The sequence below is a fragment of the Sinomicrobium oceani genome, assembly GCF_900119185.1.
GTDB classification, from domain to species: Bacteria; Bacteroidota; Bacteroidia; order Flavobacteriales; family Flavobacteriaceae; genus Sinomicrobium; species Sinomicrobium oceani.
In genome coordinates, this window is record NZ_FPJE01000004.1 from 210,769 (window position 1) to 227,798 (window position 17,030).

A 17,030-nucleotide genomic window follows, 5' to 3' on the forward strand; every position below is an offset into this window, starting at 1 on the left:
GTTATGTGTAAATAAATAGTGTAATTATTAGTATTTAATTGTTAATTATACTTTATTTTTTGGTATATGTTATTTTTTTAGTAAAATAGCTAAGCCTTAAGGAAATGTTAATTTCTGATGTTTTACCGAACAAAACCGACTGACCCCTCGAGTCATGTTTTACAGCTAAAACGTTTTAGCGATTTCTTTCCTTAGATATTTATCAATTTTTCAACTAAAACTAATGTATTATGAAGACAATTCTAAAGCGAGAGTTTATGCTCTTTTTGACCCTTTTTTGGGGTATCGGAGCAGTACAGGCTCAGATTACGGTCTCTGGGACCGTATCGGATGCAGACGGGCCTTTGCCCGGAGCGAATATCCTTGTAAAAGGTACAACCAACGGGACACAAACCGATTTTGACGGACAGTACACCCTTACTAACGTACCGGAGGATGCAACATTGCTTATCACTTATGTGGGGTATAAGGATATGAATGTGCGTTTGGACGGGAGGACCAGTATTAATGTTACTTTAGAAGAAGACACGCAGTCTCTTGATGAAGTTATTGTAGTGGGGTATGGTACTTTGAAAAAAAAGGAAGTGACCTCAGCAGTTGCTTCGGTAAAAGCAAAAGACTTTAATCAGGGAGGGGTACGTTCGCCTATGGATCTCATACAGGGAAAAGTAGCGGGGCTTAATATTACGCGTACTCAGGGTAATAATCCCAATTCGGGGGCATCTATTCAGCTCAGGGGTATTTCTTCACTCCGCGGGACCCGTACACCTCTTATTGTTATAGACGGGATACCGGGGGGAAACCTGGATCTTCTGCAGCAGGATGATATCGAATCGATCGATGTTTTAAAAGACGGATCAGCTGCGGCTATTTACGGTACACGGGGGAATGCCGGGGTTATACTTATTACCACAAAAAAAGGCCGTAGTGGAGATCCGGTTTATGAATATAACAATTACTTTCAGCGAGAGTTCGTAGACCGGAAACCGGATTACCTCAGTGCTTCCGAGTTTCGGGAACTCATATCAGAGGGAATTATCTCGGAGAATCAGGATTTCGGATACAGTACAGATCTGTATGACGAACTGATAGACAAAAATAACCTGAGTCAATACCATAATTTCTCGGCTTCCGGGGGGAGTGCAAAAACAAATTACAGAGCTTCCCTGTACTATAATGACGCCAACGGTATTGCTAAAGAAAACGGTAGAGAACAATTCGGAGGACGTATAAATATTAACCAGAAGGGATTAAAAGACAGGCTGAGCCTTCAGGTTAATATGGCAGCCAATTTTAATAAAGCAAATCTGCTGGGGGGCGGATATGAATTGTCGGGCAGCGGAGATTGGGTGCGTACTACAGGAAGTGATTTCGAGCAGGCTATTCAACGAAATCCCACAGCCCCCATTTACAATGAGGATGGGACCTTTTATGAAACACAGGGATATAATAATTATAATCCCCTGTCCAGACTGGTTAATCGCGTACTGGAACGGAATCAGCAGACCTTTTCAGGTGATGCCCGTCTGACATTTGATATTACGGACGGACTTAATATTTCTGCTTTTGGTTCGTATGTCAGGAATATGTATAATACACGTCATTACCGTTCGACCGAAGACTGGGACCAAAGAGAGAATTCGGAGTACCAGGGAATGGCTTACGCTTCTAAATTCAATTATCTGAATTGGGCTAAAACATTCGAGTCTACGATTAACTTCAACAGGGAATTCGGTGAAGGACACCGTATCGGGGCCCTGGCCGGATACAGCTACCAGTACGAAACCACGGAAAACTTCTATGTAAATAACAATGGGTTTACCACTGATGGCTTTCTGGATTGGAACCTGGGTTCGGGATCGGCAATAAACAACACCCAGTTGCCACGTCCGGGTATGGGAAGCTTCAAGGAAGATAATACACTCATCGCCTTTTTCGGCCGGATCAATTATTCTTTTAAAGAACGGTATTTTGCGCAGTTTATCCTCCGTCGTGAAGGATCGTCCCGTTTCGGTAAAAACCATAAGTGGGGAAACTTCCCGGCGGCATCTGTAGGATGGGCAATTGGAGAGGAAGAGTTTATGCAGCGTATTCCGGAGATCAGCAATCTGAAATTGCGTGTCGGATATGGAGTTACCGGAAATCAGGGGATACCCAATTATCAATCTCTGGTGACGTTGAGTACCGGCGGAGTCTATCCGCAGGGAGGTGTGTACTACCAGACGTATGGTGCTGCCAGAAATCCCAACCCGGATCTTAAATGGGAGGAAAAGAAAGAGTGGAATTTCGGGGTGGACTTTGGTTTGCTGGATAACCGGATTTCCGGATCGGTCGATGTCTATAACAGGCGTACCGTAGATCTGCTGAATGATTATCTGGCACAACAGCCTGCGTTTGTCCGGGATAGAATCTATACCAATGTGGGAACCGTAAAGAACAGCGGGGTAGAACTTGTAATTTCGGCCACGCCGATCTATAAAGAAGATTTCAGGTGGAGTGTAGATCTGGCCGCCAATTCGCAGGTCAATAAACTCGAACGCCTTTCCAATGATGTTTTTAAAGCTTCCTGGCTCGAATACGGGGGACTCCCTTCTCCGGGGAACCTCGGGAATGCTATCCGGCTCGAAGAAGGTGGGGCTGTGGGAAATTTTTACGGAAAGCGTTTCGCCGGATTCACCGATGACGGAAAATGGTTATTCCATAAGGCAGACGGCTCGACAGGACTGGCTTCCGAGATGAATGACGACGACCTCACCATAATAGGTAACGGGGTACCCAGATATCAGGCATCTTTGAATAATACGTTTTCATACAAAAATTTCGATCTGACTATCTTCTTCCGTGGAAAGTTCGATTATGATATCCTCAATACCAAAGATATGTACTTCGGAAATAAGAAATGGCTGCCCAACAACCTGTTGAAAAGTGCTATTACCAGAAACAATCAGCTCGATGATGATCCGCAATATTCCGATTATTACCTGGAAAAAGGAGATTTCGTGAAACTGGATAATATCACCCTGGGATATAATTTTCGTCTGAAAACAGATTATATCCGCCACCTGAAAGTATATATAACCGGAAGAAACATAGCGACATTTACAGGATACAGTGGTATAGATCCGGAACTTCAGGATACCGGATTTGACACTGGAATCGACGGAAGGAGTTTTTATCCCAGGACCAAATCCTGGACGATAGGTTTAAATGTAGGATTCTAAAAAAGACGATGATGAAAAAATATATAAGAAAAGCAATATTAGTGTTCGCAAGCGGATTATTATTATACGGAGTAAATGGCTGTACGGACCTTGATGAAACGGCATATAGTGAATTGTATGCGAACAATTTTTACAAAAATAAACTTGAGGTTCAGCAGGCTGTTCTTCGGCCTATGACACATATGGCAGCATGGATTGCGCCCACCGGACAAAACGGTTACTATTATCATTCCGAATTATCGTCAGATCAGCTGGCATGGCCTCAGAAAGGGCGTCATGGATATGATGGAGGAGACCATTTCAGGCAACACTATCATACCTGGACCAGCAATGAAGGAAGAATGCGGTCTGCCTGGACACTTTTATGGACAGGAGTGGGGTATATTAATGCTGCTCTGGAAGATCTGACGGCGATAGAAGATCCTTCGGTTCTCGATATAACGCCGGCAGAAATGGATTCATATCTTGCCGAACTTTATGTGCTCCGCGCATTCCATTACATGAAGATCATGGAGTTGTGGGGCAATGTTCCTATTGTGGTCAAAGTAGCAGAACCACTCAATCCTAAGACACAGCCCAGAGCAGAGGTTTTTGAATTTATAAAGGAAGAACTCGAAACTTATGTGCCTCAGCTACAGACGTATTCGGAAGCCATGGTAGGCCGTGTCAGTGCCACTGCGGGCTATGCCATGCTCGCTGAGTTATATCTCAATGCGGAAAAATGGGTAGGAACTGCCATGTGGGACGAATGTATCGCTGCCTGTGACAAAATTATAAGCGGAGAAGCGGGTGGTATAAACGGAGCACCTCAATTGGCTGACGATCTGCTTGAAACCTTTTCCAATACCAATAAAAATGCATCCGAAAATCTTTTTCAGTTAGCCTACAGTCGTGAAGGTGGGAATACCTTTAGCTGGGGTGGTTTTTTTATGGGATACGATAATATTAAGGAAGTGTTGAATGTGGGATATGGAGGATGGAATGCCTTTGTAGTCATACCTTCCGCTTTTGATGCCTATGCCGAAAATGATCTCAGAAAAGAGGAGTGGTTTTTATTTGGTCCGCAATACAAGTACGGTACTACCGAACCTATTCTGGGAACAGAAGAGTGGAACGATCAGCCCTTTGTGTATGTAAACAGTATCAGAAGAGAAAGTGAAGGGGATACTACCAGTGAAGGAAGTATGGCAGAGGGAGAAGAAAATAGCGGAGCACGTTTTCACAAGTATAAGTCCGGGACTATAGATGACGAGAACTATCAGGAAAATCATTATATCCTGTATCGCCTTACCGAGATCTACTTTAATAAGGCAGAAGCGCTGATGCGTAAGAACGGTGGAATGGCTACGCAGGAGGCCGTGGATCTCGTCAATGAAAGCAGAAAGCGGGCGTTTTCTGAAGAAGACTGGCCTGCTGCCAGGTATACTGTAGCCTCTTTGACTATGGACGAGTTTCTCGCCGAACGGGGTAGAGAATTTATCTTTGAAGGGAAGCGACGCACTGACCTTATTCGTTTTGATAAGTTTGTTACGGCTTCCTGGTGGGACCATGATCCTACCAACGATCCGAACAGGGAGCTATATCCTATACCATCAACACAATTGGCCAATAACCCCGGGTTAGACCAAAACCCCGGATATCCCAGATCAAATTAAGGGGTTCCGGAACAGGAGTGAGACCTCGGCCTCACTCCTATTATTTTTCATAACTGTAATATGATAAAAAACCAATCCCGGGCCATGGCCCGGGATTGGTTTTTTATGCTGCATAAGGATTGCCTTAGAACGGCAGATCGTCGTGCTCTTCTTCGTTAAAATCGTTAGCCGGCTCAAAGGCATCTGCCGGAGGTACGGGGGGCATACCCGGAGCTGATTGTTCTGCCTGTACAGGCTCTATACGCCATCCCTGGATAGAGTTGAAATATTTGGTCTCTCCCTGTGGGTTGACCCATTCCCGGCCTCTGAGGTTAATTCCTATTTTTACCTGTTGTCCGACCTGAAAGCTATTGAGCAGGTCACATTTGTCCTGAACGAATTCCACAAGTATGTGTTGCGGATACTGTTCTTCCGTGGTTACAACAACTTCGCGCTTCCTGAATCCGTTACTACCATAACTTTTGGTTTCGTCGATAAGTTTGATTCTTCCTTGAACTTCCATAATTAAAACTCTCTTTTATCGTTATTTCACCTGTATTACATAATCTTTATACACGTTCAATCCTCCTGTGTATGACTGTCGGTATGATCGTATCTTTCGGCGAGCAAAAGTTTCCAGGCCGACATGACATCATTATCTTTCAGGAACTTTTGCGCCCGTTTGTGTATTTTTATTTCATCATCCGAACTGAGTACACCTTTGATCCGTACAGAATTCCTGACGAATTCTTCCGTCTCTTCCCTGGAGGGTAATCGCTCTACATTGCCCAGCATACCGAGATCATTTCCGGTGAGTACCTTGCTCTTACGGATATGTTCCGGGATCTGGTCTATTCCGATTCCCAGTGTAGCCAGTGGTTTCGGGATTTCAAAAAAACCATCCCTGGCCCTGGAGTAATAATTTCCACCGGCACGGGCCACAAGATCTATTTTATACTGGTCGATCTGTCCCTCCTCATTTAATACCTCATCCCGGATATGCATTTTCATAACCTCACAAATAACGAGGTTTCCCGCGCCTCCTGCGGCTCCGGTTGCTATAATCCGGTTTACTTTACACTCAAATTGTACAGGCGACTCCGCAACTCTGTATGGTTGTACGAGATCGGAACGCAACATAGTGAGGCCGGATTTTACAAATTCGTTAACCTTCGAAGGGTAATCCGTACTGGACAGCGATGCCTGTTGTACGATATCGTAATTCACTACATTGATCACAACTTCCTTGGTGGCCTGTACATTTTGCAGCGTATGTTTGCTACTGCCGTCCCGTACCCGAAGGCTCGGTGAAAAAATAAGTGTAGCGGGATTAGCGCCAAACACATTAAAAAAACTGAAAGGAGACAGATTGGGGTTCCCCTCCGCATCCATGGTACTGGCAAATGCTATAGGCCTGGGAGCTACCGCACCCAGTAACAATCCGTGAAATTTTGCCGTGGAAATGTCTTTAGGCTCTATAGAATACATACCGCGTTTTATAGAAACAAAAGTAATTAAACCTATAGAGATATGAAATCTTTCTGCCGTATAAACAATAAATTTGTAGCTTTCGCTTTATAACTTAAACGATATTTGACGAATGCCTTTAACTGCAGCCAGACATACGAATATTGCCAAATGGATCCTTATAGGGATGTCTGTATTGGTCGTCTCGCTTATTTTATGGAACACTTATGCTTTTTTTCAACGCTTCAAAGAAGAAGAGCGTATAAAGATGCAGATATGGGCTTCTGCCCAGGCCGAGCTGTTGCAGACTTCGGACCTCGACAAAGATCTTGGTGAACTTCCTCTGAAAGTGCTTACCAACAATACGAGCACCCCCATGATACTTGTCAATGTAAACGGTATTATCACTCCGGGTAATATGAGTGATAAGATGATTAAAGATCCGGATATGATACAAAAGAAGATCCGGGATTTTTCGCGGGAAAATGAGCCGCTTGAGATCAGTTATAAAAACGAAAAGCTCGCCACCCTGTATTATGGTAACTCGGAAGTACTGACCAAGCTCAAGTATTATCCCATAGCCCTTATCCTCATAATTCTGCTATTTATTACAGTGATCATCCTGTTCTACCGGACTTCGAAAATATCAGATCAGAACAAGTTATGGGCCGGAATGGCAAAAGAAACCGCACACCAGATCGGAACTCCGCTATCGTCTCTCGTAGGGTGGGCAGAAATTCTGAAAACACAGGATACGGATCCGACGATTGTAACCGAAATAGAGAAAGACATTACAAGATTGCAAACGATCACAGATCGTTTCTCCAAGATAGGGTCAGTTCCTGTACTTACCCCACTGGATGTTATCGAAGAGACCAGGACGACGTTCGATTACCTGAAGCAAAGGAGTTCCAGGCTTGTCAATTTCGAGTTTTCTGCACCGGAAGAAGCACTTATGGTAAAGATCAACCGGCAATTGTTTAGCTGGACTATCGAAAACCTTGTTAAAAATGCTATAGATGCGATGAAGGGCAAAGGGAGTTTACGTGTCGAAATAAAAAGATCGGGAAAGAATGCTGTGATCAGGGTGACGGATACCGGAAAGGGAATTCCCAAAAGCCAGTACAAAACTATTTTCTCACCCGGTTTTACCACCAAAAAAAGGGGCTGGGGACTGGGATTGTCACTGGTTCAGCGTATTATCGAAGATTATCATGAAGGCAAGGTACGGGTATTGCATTCCGATATGGGAAAGGGGACAACAATGCAGATTATGCTAAAAATAGCTTTTTAGCGTTAAATAAAGAGATCAAATAACAAATATCCGATACGATGTCCTCCGGGGAAAAACAGATAACAATCAAAGAAGCATCTCTGACTAATAATTGTCCGGAATGCTATAACGCTACGGGGCTTACCCTGACGTTCTACCAGAAACAGATTGAAAACCGCTGGTTCAAAAAAGTAACCGCAGAAGTATCCAACACGCTTCGTTGCAGTAAGTGTAATTCTACGATTTACCCGGTAAAATGGACAGATGAGATAGAGAGTGTTCTGGAATATTATTCCAAAACCATAAGCCCGGCACCTACTTCTTTAAGGTTATCAGGGCTATCCCTTGCATTACTCTTTGTTATAGTAGTGGCTGTTGCAGGGGGTTTTGCCGTAATCCATTATGTCCGTTAGACAACAGATCGTTATAATTGTTCCCTTATTTTTGAAGCGATTGCTTCGAATTCTTCCTGCTCCAGAGACACTTTGTGCTGAAAGGTCATTTCTTTCATTTCGTTGAGCGGAATCAGGTGTACATGTACATGGGGTACTTCAAGGCCCACTACGGCGACTCCTACACGTTTACAGGGTACGGCCTTTTCCAGGGCCAATGCTACCGTTCTCGAAAATGCCATAAGACCGGTATAGGCTTTTTCGTCCAGGTCGAACAGCTTATCCGTTTCTTTTTTCGGAATACAGAGTGTATGCCCTTTGGCATTAGGATTGATATCGAGAAAAGCAAAATAGTTATCGTCTTCCGCTACTTTATAACAAGGAATTTCCCCGTTAATGATCTTTGTGAAAATTGTTGCCATATTATGTTTTTAATAGCAGGAGAAGTCTTCCTGCGGTCTAAAAATAACAAATCCTTTCCTGAACATGCCAAAAAAGGATTTGTTTTTTCTGTAAAGGAATTGCTACCTGGTAATCTCCAGTACTTTGAATTTTAGTACCCCGTTAGGCACCTGGATCTCGGCGGTATCTCCTACCTTTTTTCCAAGGAGACCTTTTCCTATGGGAGAACTTACGGATATTTTACCGGCTTTAAGGTCTGCTTCACTCTCTGCGACCAGCGTGTATTTCATTTCCATACCGTTGGTCTGGTTTTTTATTTTTACCGTAGACAATACCAGTACTTTGGAAGTATCCAACTGCGATTCGTCTATAAGTCTGGCATTGGCCACGACTTCCTCCATCTTTGAGATCTTCATTTCAAGGAGGCCTTGTGCCTCTTTTGCAGCATCATATTCTGCATTTTCGGACAAATCCCCTTTATCTCTCGCATCCGCTATGGCTTGGGATGCTTTGGGTCTTTCCACACTTTTAAGGTGATCAAGCTCGTCCCTTAACTTCTTTAATCCTTCTGCCGTGTAATAAGATACGTTACTCATAACTTCATCATTTAAATACAAAAAATCCCCTTTTAGAGAGAGGATTCAAGCAAATATACAAATTTTTGGATAACTTTAAATTCACCTCTATAACAATAGCAGGGGCGCTGTAACGTTTTATTGGCATAAACTATTTACCTTTACACCGGTAAAGCGTTTTGTAGATGCTTAAACAATTGTATTTCAAAATAATAATAAGTTCCGAAGGACTTGAAAAAACATACCTGTGAAAACAAAAATATACCTGATTACCGCCTTTATTATTTTTATTCTAAGTGCATGTGATGATAAATCGAGGGAACGAAATCCTTACCTGCTGGAAACAGAGTTCAGTTTTGATATCAACCTTAACCTTCCGCTGTACAACAGTCTCAACACTCCGGGAAATGCTGTATATATCGGTAACGCCAGCGTAGGACTTCGTGGTATTATAGTCATTAATACCGGGGGTGGTTTTTATGCCTGGGAAGCAAGTTGTCCCAACCACGCTCCGAATGACTGCTCTACGATGGAGATTAAAGGTGGTACCAATTGTATATGTCCCTGTGAGGATTATGAATATAATCTTTTTAACGGGCAGATGCTCAACCGTCCGGATACGGAAGAAAGAATGTACGATCTGCTGTTTTATCAGACCCAGGTGAGCGGAAGTACCGTAAGGGTCTACAATAATTAATATGCTGAAAAACGGATCGCCCGGGAACTACAAGGTTTTCCGGGCGATCCGTTTATACAAATACAAGTGGTTAAAACTTCAATGTGGCACCAACAAGGAAGTTGATCCCGGCCTGTGGATAATAACCGGCTCCTTCTTCTGTAACATACTGTCCGGGTGAAACCTCATTATCTGAGGTGTAAAAATACCCGTTAGAGACGTATTTGACATCAAAGATATTATTGACCAGCCCGTTTAAGACGATCGATTTAAAGATGGTATTCATTTTTATTTCGTACTGGATATTGAAGTCATTGATGAAATAATCGTCGAGTTTCGAGTTTTTCGAATCGATATTTCCCATGTACTGTTCTCCTACATACTTGGATAAAATAGAGACCTGCAGCGCGTCTGCCGGAAGAAAGGTTAGGATATTTCCCGCAATTATTTTAGGAGAAAAGGCAATATTGGTATTGCCGAGATCCTCTAAAACTCCGTCGCGCTGGAATACAAAATCGATATTTCTGTTATCGCTCAGTGCCGCATTGGGGCGTATTACCCATTGATCGGACAGGTATATGGTGGCATCTGCTTCCAGTCCCAGGCGGTAACTGTCTCCGCTGTTAGCACGAATGGGTGCTCCTACGTCATTGAGTTGTCCGGTAAGTACCAGCTGGTCTTTGTAGCGCATGTAATACCCGTTTATGTTGAGCTTCAGCTTGTCCGAAAGGTAACGCCAACCCAGTTCGAAGTCGTTCAGGTATTCCGGTCGGGGATTACCGTCTTCGTAGTCGTTCCTGTTAGGTTCCCGCCCGGCTCTTGCATATGAAAAGTAAAAATTATGGTTGGGGTTGAGTGTATAGGTGATTCCTGCCTTGGGATTGAAGAAATTGAAATTGTCGTTGACCAATCCGGTCTCTTCACCATTGGCTTTGTAACGGATAGTCCGGTATTGAAGATCGCCGAAAAGGCTCCAGTGCGCATCGAGTTTATAGTTGATCTTGGCGTAGACATTAAAATCTGTTTTAAGAGACGTGTCATCATAATACCGGTCACGGATGTCACTTTGCGATGCGTAACGGGCCCAGATGATTTCTCCGAAATGATCTCCTTCATATTTATTCCAGGCACCTCCGACGATCACGTCCATATTTTTCTCTTCATAATGTACGGAGAAAGTTGTACCGTAAAAATCATTGTCCAGCCACTTTCTGCGGATGAGATCTGTACTGTTTATGGTGTCGTTGGCTGCAATGATCGGGGTAAGGCCGTAATCGGAGAAAGCGCTATCCTCGCGATATTGCTCAAAGTAACCGCGGCCATAGGTGTAATGGAATGCGAGGTTTGTACTCCACTTATCCGAAAGCTTCTGGTTCCAGTGTAGTTGTGCGTGGTCCTGTGCATAATCGTCTACTTCATTGTCGTAGAAACGGGGATTGCCCTGGTCGTCGGTATATGCTCCTGCCGAGTTGTACCTTCTGTTGGTTTTCATGGTTTCTGCATCAATCCCGTTCCAGGCCTGGTATGTAGTCTGGTGGCCACCGAACACGAGTGCTTTGATCAATGTATTGTCACTTACATAAGCTCCTTGCAGGAAATAGGATTTGAGATCGGATGAGGCCCTGTCGATATACCCGTCCGAACGGATCACGGAAAGTCTTCCGGCCATTTCGAAATGGTCATTCAGCTTTCCGGTGCTGAATTTCACGGTATGTTTGCGGGTGTTAAAACTACCGTACGAACTGGAAATTTCTCCGCTGGAGTTTTCCGATACCGCATCGGTGAGCATATTAAGACTGGCGCCGAAAGCTCCTGCTCCGTTGGTCGAGGTGCCTACGCCACGCTGTAGCTGCAGGTTCTCTACGGAAGAAGCAAAGTCGGGCATGTTTACCCAGAACGTTCCATGAGATTCCGAATCGTTATAAGGGATACCGTTAATGGTTACATTCACACGGGTTGCATCGCTACCCCGTACCCGGATTCCGGTATACCCCACTCCGGCACCGGCATCGGTAGTAGTGACTACCGAGGGCAGATAATTCATCAGTACCGGAATATCCTGTCCGAGGTTGCGCGGAGCAATTTCGGTTTTGCTGAGATTGCTGAAGGTCACCGGGTTTTGTGAGGTGACGCGTACTGCAGAGACAAGGACTTCATCAAGAGAGACAAGCTCGGATACCGTCGAATCTTTTTCCTGCTCTTCCTGAGCTCTGGCATAAACAGTGCAGATCAGGAGCATGGCGACCGTAAAACTCCTGACCCTGTAAAACCTGTAAAGTTTTGAAAAATCGTAAAATATATTCATTCGTAACAGTTTTGCACGAATAAAAGGGGCTGTTATTCCGTAATTAAAAATGGTTTTTTCGGGCTTTGGGGACATGTGGCTTTGATGCGGAAGAGAATACCGGTTTATCTTTTCCGTTTGGACGGACTTTAGTTAATATCAGATATTTTCCACCGCACCGGCTGGTCCCCGAACTTGATATATCCGTCGGATATATGCTTGGTGTTCGGCCCTCCCTAAACAGCATTACCTGTTCCAGGTTCCATGGGTATGATCTCAGCTTGCTTCTGCTTTTCTCTTCCGATAGAAGGTCCGACAGCGTTTAAGCACCCCTTTGAGATATTTCTGGGTACAAAGCTACGAGGTAAAACTGTATTTTCCTCATTTTTCCCGCTTTTTTAGCGATTGTTAGCAAGAGGTTATAAAGATCTTTTCAAGCACAATATAAATTTTGTTCCCGGGTTTTATACCTGCATTGTTTTTGATTCTCTTACAATCCTTATTTTTGTTTTATGAACACGCGCAAAAGCTCTATCACCTCTAAAGTATTACTCAGCTATATAGCACTTGCCATTCTCATCGTAGCCGTGGGATGGTTTGTGTATGCAGAGTTTCAGATATTTACCAGGAACCAGAATGCCAATACGTTCGAGAGCAAAAAGTTGCTGTTTACCAGTTCGCTTATCGCTCACCTTTATGAGACGGAAAGTCTTGCGCGGATGACACTACAGTCTTCGTCTTCCGAAGATTTCAGTGCTTTTATGGATGAAACGGCTACATTGTTCCGGGAGATCGATTCGCTAAAACCCCTGATAGAAGACGAAAACCAAAGAGGGCAGTTGGAACGTGTCAAAGAGCTCCTGGATAAGAAAGTCGATAACATACGGGAACTCCGTGCGCTGAAAAGAAGTGATGAAACTGATGTTTCGCTGGAAAAAGCTATTGCACAGATTGCCAAAATAGAATCTGATTCGGATAAATTGGAGATACAGGATTTTGCCGATCCGGACCATTTACAGGATTACCAGAAAAACGTAATCCAGGACCTAGTCAACCTTTTGAACGAGAATATTCGTGAAGATTCTTCGGATGTAGAGAAACGACAGAAAATAGCTGATTCCGTGCTCGCGGCATCCAAAGAATTACTTAAAGATCTGAAGGTGAAAACGACCAATATCAAAAAGTCGCTTACGGTAAAAGAAAATGAACTGCTGCGTAACGATATCACGATTTCACAACAGCTACGCGAAATATTATCTTCCTTCGAAGGAGAGATTATCAGTACCTCCAATGCATTAAACCGTCAGCGAGACCTCGCCCTCAAGAATACGATCAGGGTGATTACCATAGCTGCTGTTTTGGGATTGCTACTCACCATTTTCTTTTCCTATCTGATACTAAATGATTTCTGGAAAAGCCAATCGTACCGGAAGCAGTTGGAAAGTGCTAAAAGTACTACCGAACAGCTTTTAAGAACCAGGGAGCAACTTATTTACACGGTGGGGCACGATCTCCGGACCCCGTTGAGTACCATCATAGGATATACGGATCTGCTTCATAATACGGAGATCACGACAAAACAAGGGCAATACGTATCGCGTGTTAAAAATGCGTCGGAGTATGTGAGCAACCTTGTGGATGACCTGCTGGATTACAATAAGCTGGAAGCCGGAAAAATAAAAATAGAGAATACGCTGTTTTCGCTGGAAAATATTATCACGGATACGGCGGAAGGAACCCGTGCTTTGTATGTGGCCAAAACTATAGATCTTATCATTGAGATCGATGAGCGGTTGAAACACCATCTGATCGGCGATCCTTTCCGTATTAAACAGATCCTTACCAACCTTATCGGAAATGCTTATAAGTTTACGGAAAAAGGGCACATTCGTATAGCTGCAGATGTTCTTGAAAAATACGGTGCGACATACAGGGTGCGGATAGAAGTGGAAGATACGGGTATAGGAATACGTAAGGATAAACAGGAAATTATCTTTAACGAATTTACACAGGCTGAAAGTGCTATCGAAAAGAAGTATGGGGGTACCGGGCTCGGGCTTACGATCTCAAAAAAACTGGCATCCCTGCTTCACGGTACGTTGGAATTGCGGAGTCAGGAAGGAGAGGGGAGTATTTTTACTTTAAAAATACCTTTGGAGATACCCGAAGAGCATCCCCGGCAAGTCGCTCCCGAAAAGGTAACCGTTCCTTCCCTGCAAAAAAAAGTAAAAGCTATTCTGATCGATGACGACGAATCGGTGTTGAGTCTGACTTCAGAGGTGCTCAGGCAACAATCTTGCAAAGTAAAAGGCTTTTCCAAGGCATCGGAAGCCCTGCCTTACATCCGGGCAAATGAATATGATATTATCCTTACCGATATTCAGATGCCGGAAATGAACGGGTTTACTTTTCTTGAAGCGCTGCGGAATGAAGAAAATTTCCAGAAAAGTGAAAAACCGGTCGTTGCCATAACCGGAAGGGCAGATCTGAATGCCGAAGAATACACCAAAGCAGGCTTCTCGGCAGTGATACAAAAGCCCTTTGCACCAGGGGCATTGATCAAGCTCATCTCCGACCTGCTCGAAGATTACGATCCGGATACCGGAAATCTGCAAGCGACGCTTCCGGTAGCACAGGCACCGGATAACGGGGCGCTGTATAACCTGGAAACCCTGAGGAAGCTTTTGCAAAACGACGAGGAATCCCTTAAGGAAATCCTTCAGACTTTTATGGAGGCTACGGAAAAGAATATGGAGGACATTATCGGGCAATTCGATGCCGGCGATATGGAAGGTGTCAAACATACCGCACACAAAATGCTGTCTATGTTCAAGCAGATAGAAGCCTGGGAAGTCGCAGAAATTCTGGAAGATCTTGAGGTATACGATCAGGAACCTTCTTCGAAAAACCCACAGGAATATGCAGAGGCCTTAAAAAAGAAAGTCCCTGCCGTGATGGAGGCGCTCCGTAGAGAAATCAACAATGCCTGATTACAGTTCGATATGGTATAGCTTGAGTTTGTTGTACAGGGTTTTTCTGTTCATTTTCAGTAATTCTGCCGCTTTACTCTTATTATTGTTAGTTTCTCTCAGTGCATTGAGAATCATTTCTTTTTCGCTTTCGGTCTTAAAGAAGTTGTACTCCATACGCTGGTTCTCCGGTTTGAAAATCTCCTGCGGAAGTGCATCTTTCTGGATGTAGTCGGATGGTGTGAGCAGTGTAGCTCTTTTAATCACATTTTGTAATTCCCTGATATTTCCCGGCCAGCTGTAGTGCTGAAAAGCTTCGGTGACTTCCGGGGAAAACCCGAGTACACTTTTGCCTAATTGTTTATTGGCCAGTTGAAGAAAATGCTCGGCAAAAAGAATGAGATCGTCTTTTCGCTGGGACAGACTCGGTACATTAATCGAGAATTCGTTCAGCCTGTGATAAAGGTCTTCCCGGAAATCCCCCTTACGCACTGCGGCCTGAAGGTCTTCATTCGTGGCAGCGATCAGCCTGATGTCTACCTTGATTTCTTTACTGCTTCCTATACGTTTAATTTTTCTTTCCTGAAGTGCACGGAGCAGTTGTATCTGGTTTTCATAAGAAAGGTTCCCGACTTCATCGAGGAATATCGTTCCGCCGTTAGCCGCTTCAAAATGCCCTATTTTATCATTAACTGCCCCGGTAAACGATCCTTTGACATGACCGAAGAATTCACTTGCAGCGATTTCTTTGGGTATAGCACCGCAGTCGACTGCGATAAAGTTTTTTCCGGATCGTGCGCTTTTATCGTGAATGGTTTTTGCTACCACCTCTTTTCCGGTGCCACTTTCTCCGATGATAAGTACCGACATATCTGTAGGGCCCACCAGGTCTATATACTGGTTGAGTTTCCGGGATGCCGCACTGATCCCGGGTACGAATTTTTCCTGCGTATCGGGTACAGCTGCTTTTTCTTTAACGGCTGCTACTTCTTTTTTCGCTACTGGTATTTCCTGTGATTCTTTTAAGGCTTTATTGATGATGATAAGAACTTCGTCCGGGTTAAAGGGTTTGGATATATAATCGGAGGCCCCTTTTTTCATGGCCTTTACCGCCGTATTAATATCTGCATATCCGGTCATCAGTACGACAGGGGTAGCCGGAAAATCCTGTTTTATTTCTCCAAGCAGGTCGAGCCCGTCATAATTGGGCAGACGCAGATCCGTGATGATAAGGTCGAATGTTTTTTCCGCTATTTTACCTTTAGCTTCCGCAGCAGAAAAGCTGGTGGCTACATCATGTCCGTTTTTGGTCAAAAATTTTTCGAGAACCTTGCAAAAGGCCACATCATCTTCTATAATAAGGATATTGGGCATCAAGTATTATATTAAGTAGTCTAACATCAGGGTATCGCCGCCTTAAAGATACATTTTTAATATATGTATCGGTAATGTGCACGGTTCTTTTTGCTTTTACCTTAACCTGCTAAACCACAAAAGTAAACACTTAAAAGGATTCGTCTGTTAAAAAAATAAAAAAAAGAGACCGCCTCCGCGGTCCCTTTTACTAACCAACCTAATCTAGGATACAAAATTCCTTTCGTATCCACTCACCGTTATTATTGGCATTACCTGCCGTTTTTTAATGCATAACAATCTTTTTCGTGGATCACAACCTCACATTCCGATCTGAAACTTTCTTTGCATTTTTATAGTGAGGTATTGTATTGCAATCTGATATACTATATGAAATTATAGTGCCAATCTGTGCTAAAACCATTTGCTTATGTGTAAATCGCTGATAAATAAACGCTTGTTGTCAGTCGGGGAAATAGTTATTCAGGCAGTGTGTAATATAATGATGTGTAATGAAGGGGACAATGTGTAACTTTTATACATAATTCGTGATGACATGTACCTGTGGATCCAAATAATAATAGGTAATTTTATCATCCGTATTTTTGCTGATAAGACACGGGAGCGGTCGATAGTATATGGCCTGTTATGGGGAAAATGAAATTGTGCGATACCTGGGTTTTATATACGCTCCTTACGTAATAGCTGCAAAAAAGAAAAGAAAGGTCTCTACAGGCAGAAGAGACCTTTCTTTCAGCTAAATCAAGTGTATATATAGAGGGGA

Annotated in this window: 12 protein-coding genes; 6 read left to right on the top strand and 6 right to left on the bottom strand. The window is 43.6% G+C overall.

The window, feature by feature from the left end:
• Nucleotides 1-230: 230 nt before the first annotated feature.
• Together BT112_RS05285 and BT112_RS05290 are read left to right on the top strand one after the other, a co-directional pair.
• A complete protein-coding gene (locus BT112_RS05285; protein ID WP_072316328.1) occupies nucleotides 231-3,221 on the top strand; it encodes a SusC/RagA family TonB-linked outer membrane protein in 2,991 nt (996 codons plus the stop codon).
• Between the two features lie 11 nt (nucleotides 3,222-3,232).
• Nucleotides 3,233-4,876 (top strand): RagB/SusD family nutrient uptake outer membrane protein, encoded by a 1,644-nt coding sequence (locus BT112_RS05290; protein ID WP_072316329.1) that lies wholly within the window; start codon nucleotides 3,233-3,235, stop codon nucleotides 4,874-4,876.
• Nucleotides 4,877-5,000: 124 nt separating this feature from the next.
• Here the strand turns inward: BT112_RS05290 and BT112_RS05295 are convergent, their stop codons facing one another.
• Both BT112_RS05295 and BT112_RS05300 read right to left on the bottom strand, forming a co-directional pair.
• A complete protein-coding gene (locus BT112_RS05295; protein ID WP_072316330.1) occupies nucleotides 5,001-5,378 on the bottom strand; it encodes a DUF3127 domain-containing protein in 378 nt (125 codons plus the stop codon).
• Nucleotides 5,379-5,434: 56 nt separating this feature from the next.
• The gene (locus tag BT112_RS05300) at nucleotides 5,435-6,343 is read right to left on the bottom strand and encodes a flavin reductase family protein (protein WP_072316331.1); all 909 of its coding nucleotides are present in this window, start codon (nucleotides 6,341-6,343) and stop codon (nucleotides 5,435-5,437) included.
• 112 nt (nucleotides 6,344-6,455) lie between these two features.
• On the opposite strand from BT112_RS05300, the gene BT112_RS05305 reads away from it, so the two are divergent.
• Nucleotides 6,456-7,616, top strand: a complete 1,161-nt coding sequence (locus BT112_RS05305) for a sensor histidine kinase (RefSeq protein WP_072316332.1) — start codon at nucleotides 6,456-6,458, stop codon at nucleotides 7,614-7,616.
• A 38-nt stretch (nucleotides 7,617-7,654) separates the two neighbouring features.
• Nucleotides 7,655-8,008, top strand: coding sequence for a hypothetical protein (locus BT112_RS05310; protein WP_072316333.1), 354 nt, complete (start codon nucleotides 7,655-7,657; stop codon nucleotides 8,006-8,008).
• A gap of 11 nt (nucleotides 8,009-8,019) precedes the next feature.
• Here the strand turns inward: BT112_RS05310 and BT112_RS05315 are convergent, their stop codons facing one another.
• Both BT112_RS05315 and greA read right to left on the bottom strand, forming a co-directional pair.
• On the bottom strand, nucleotides 8,020-8,409 hold the full coding sequence (locus BT112_RS05315) for an HIT family protein (RefSeq protein WP_072316334.1): 390 nt from the start codon (nucleotides 8,407-8,409) through the stop codon (nucleotides 8,020-8,022).
• Nucleotides 8,410-8,511: 102 nt separating this feature from the next.
• On the bottom strand, nucleotides 8,512-8,985 hold the full coding sequence (gene greA, locus BT112_RS05320) for a transcription elongation factor GreA (RefSeq protein WP_072316335.1): 474 nt from the start codon (nucleotides 8,983-8,985) through the stop codon (nucleotides 8,512-8,514).
• Between the two features lie 226 nt (nucleotides 8,986-9,211).
• On the opposite strand from greA, the gene BT112_RS05325 reads away from it, so the two are divergent.
• Nucleotides 9,212-9,661: a Rieske (2Fe-2S) protein gene (locus BT112_RS05325; protein ID WP_072316336.1), complete on the top strand. Its 450-nt coding sequence runs from the start codon at nucleotides 9,212-9,214 to the stop codon at nucleotides 9,659-9,661.
• Between the two features lie 70 nt (nucleotides 9,662-9,731).
• Here BT112_RS05325 and BT112_RS05330 read toward each other — a convergent pair whose 3' ends face one another.
• Entirely contained in the window at nucleotides 9,732-11,945 is a 2,214-nt protein-coding gene (locus tag BT112_RS05330; RefSeq protein ID WP_072316374.1) for a TonB-dependent receptor, read from the bottom strand.
• A gap of 491 nt (nucleotides 11,946-12,436) precedes the next feature.
• On the opposite strand from BT112_RS05330, the gene BT112_RS05340 reads away from it, so the two are divergent.
• The gene (locus BT112_RS05340; RefSeq protein WP_072316338.1) at nucleotides 12,437-14,914 is read left to right on the top strand and encodes an ATP-binding protein; all 2,478 of its coding nucleotides are present in this window, start codon (nucleotides 12,437-12,439) and stop codon (nucleotides 14,912-14,914) included.
• Here BT112_RS05340 and BT112_RS05345 read toward each other — a convergent pair whose 3' ends face one another.
• The gene (locus BT112_RS05345) at nucleotides 14,915-16,267 is read right to left on the bottom strand and encodes a sigma-54-dependent transcriptional regulator (RefSeq protein ID WP_072316339.1); all 1,353 of its coding nucleotides are present in this window, start codon (nucleotides 16,265-16,267) and stop codon (nucleotides 14,915-14,917) included.
• Nucleotides 16,268-17,030 lie beyond the last annotated feature (763 nt).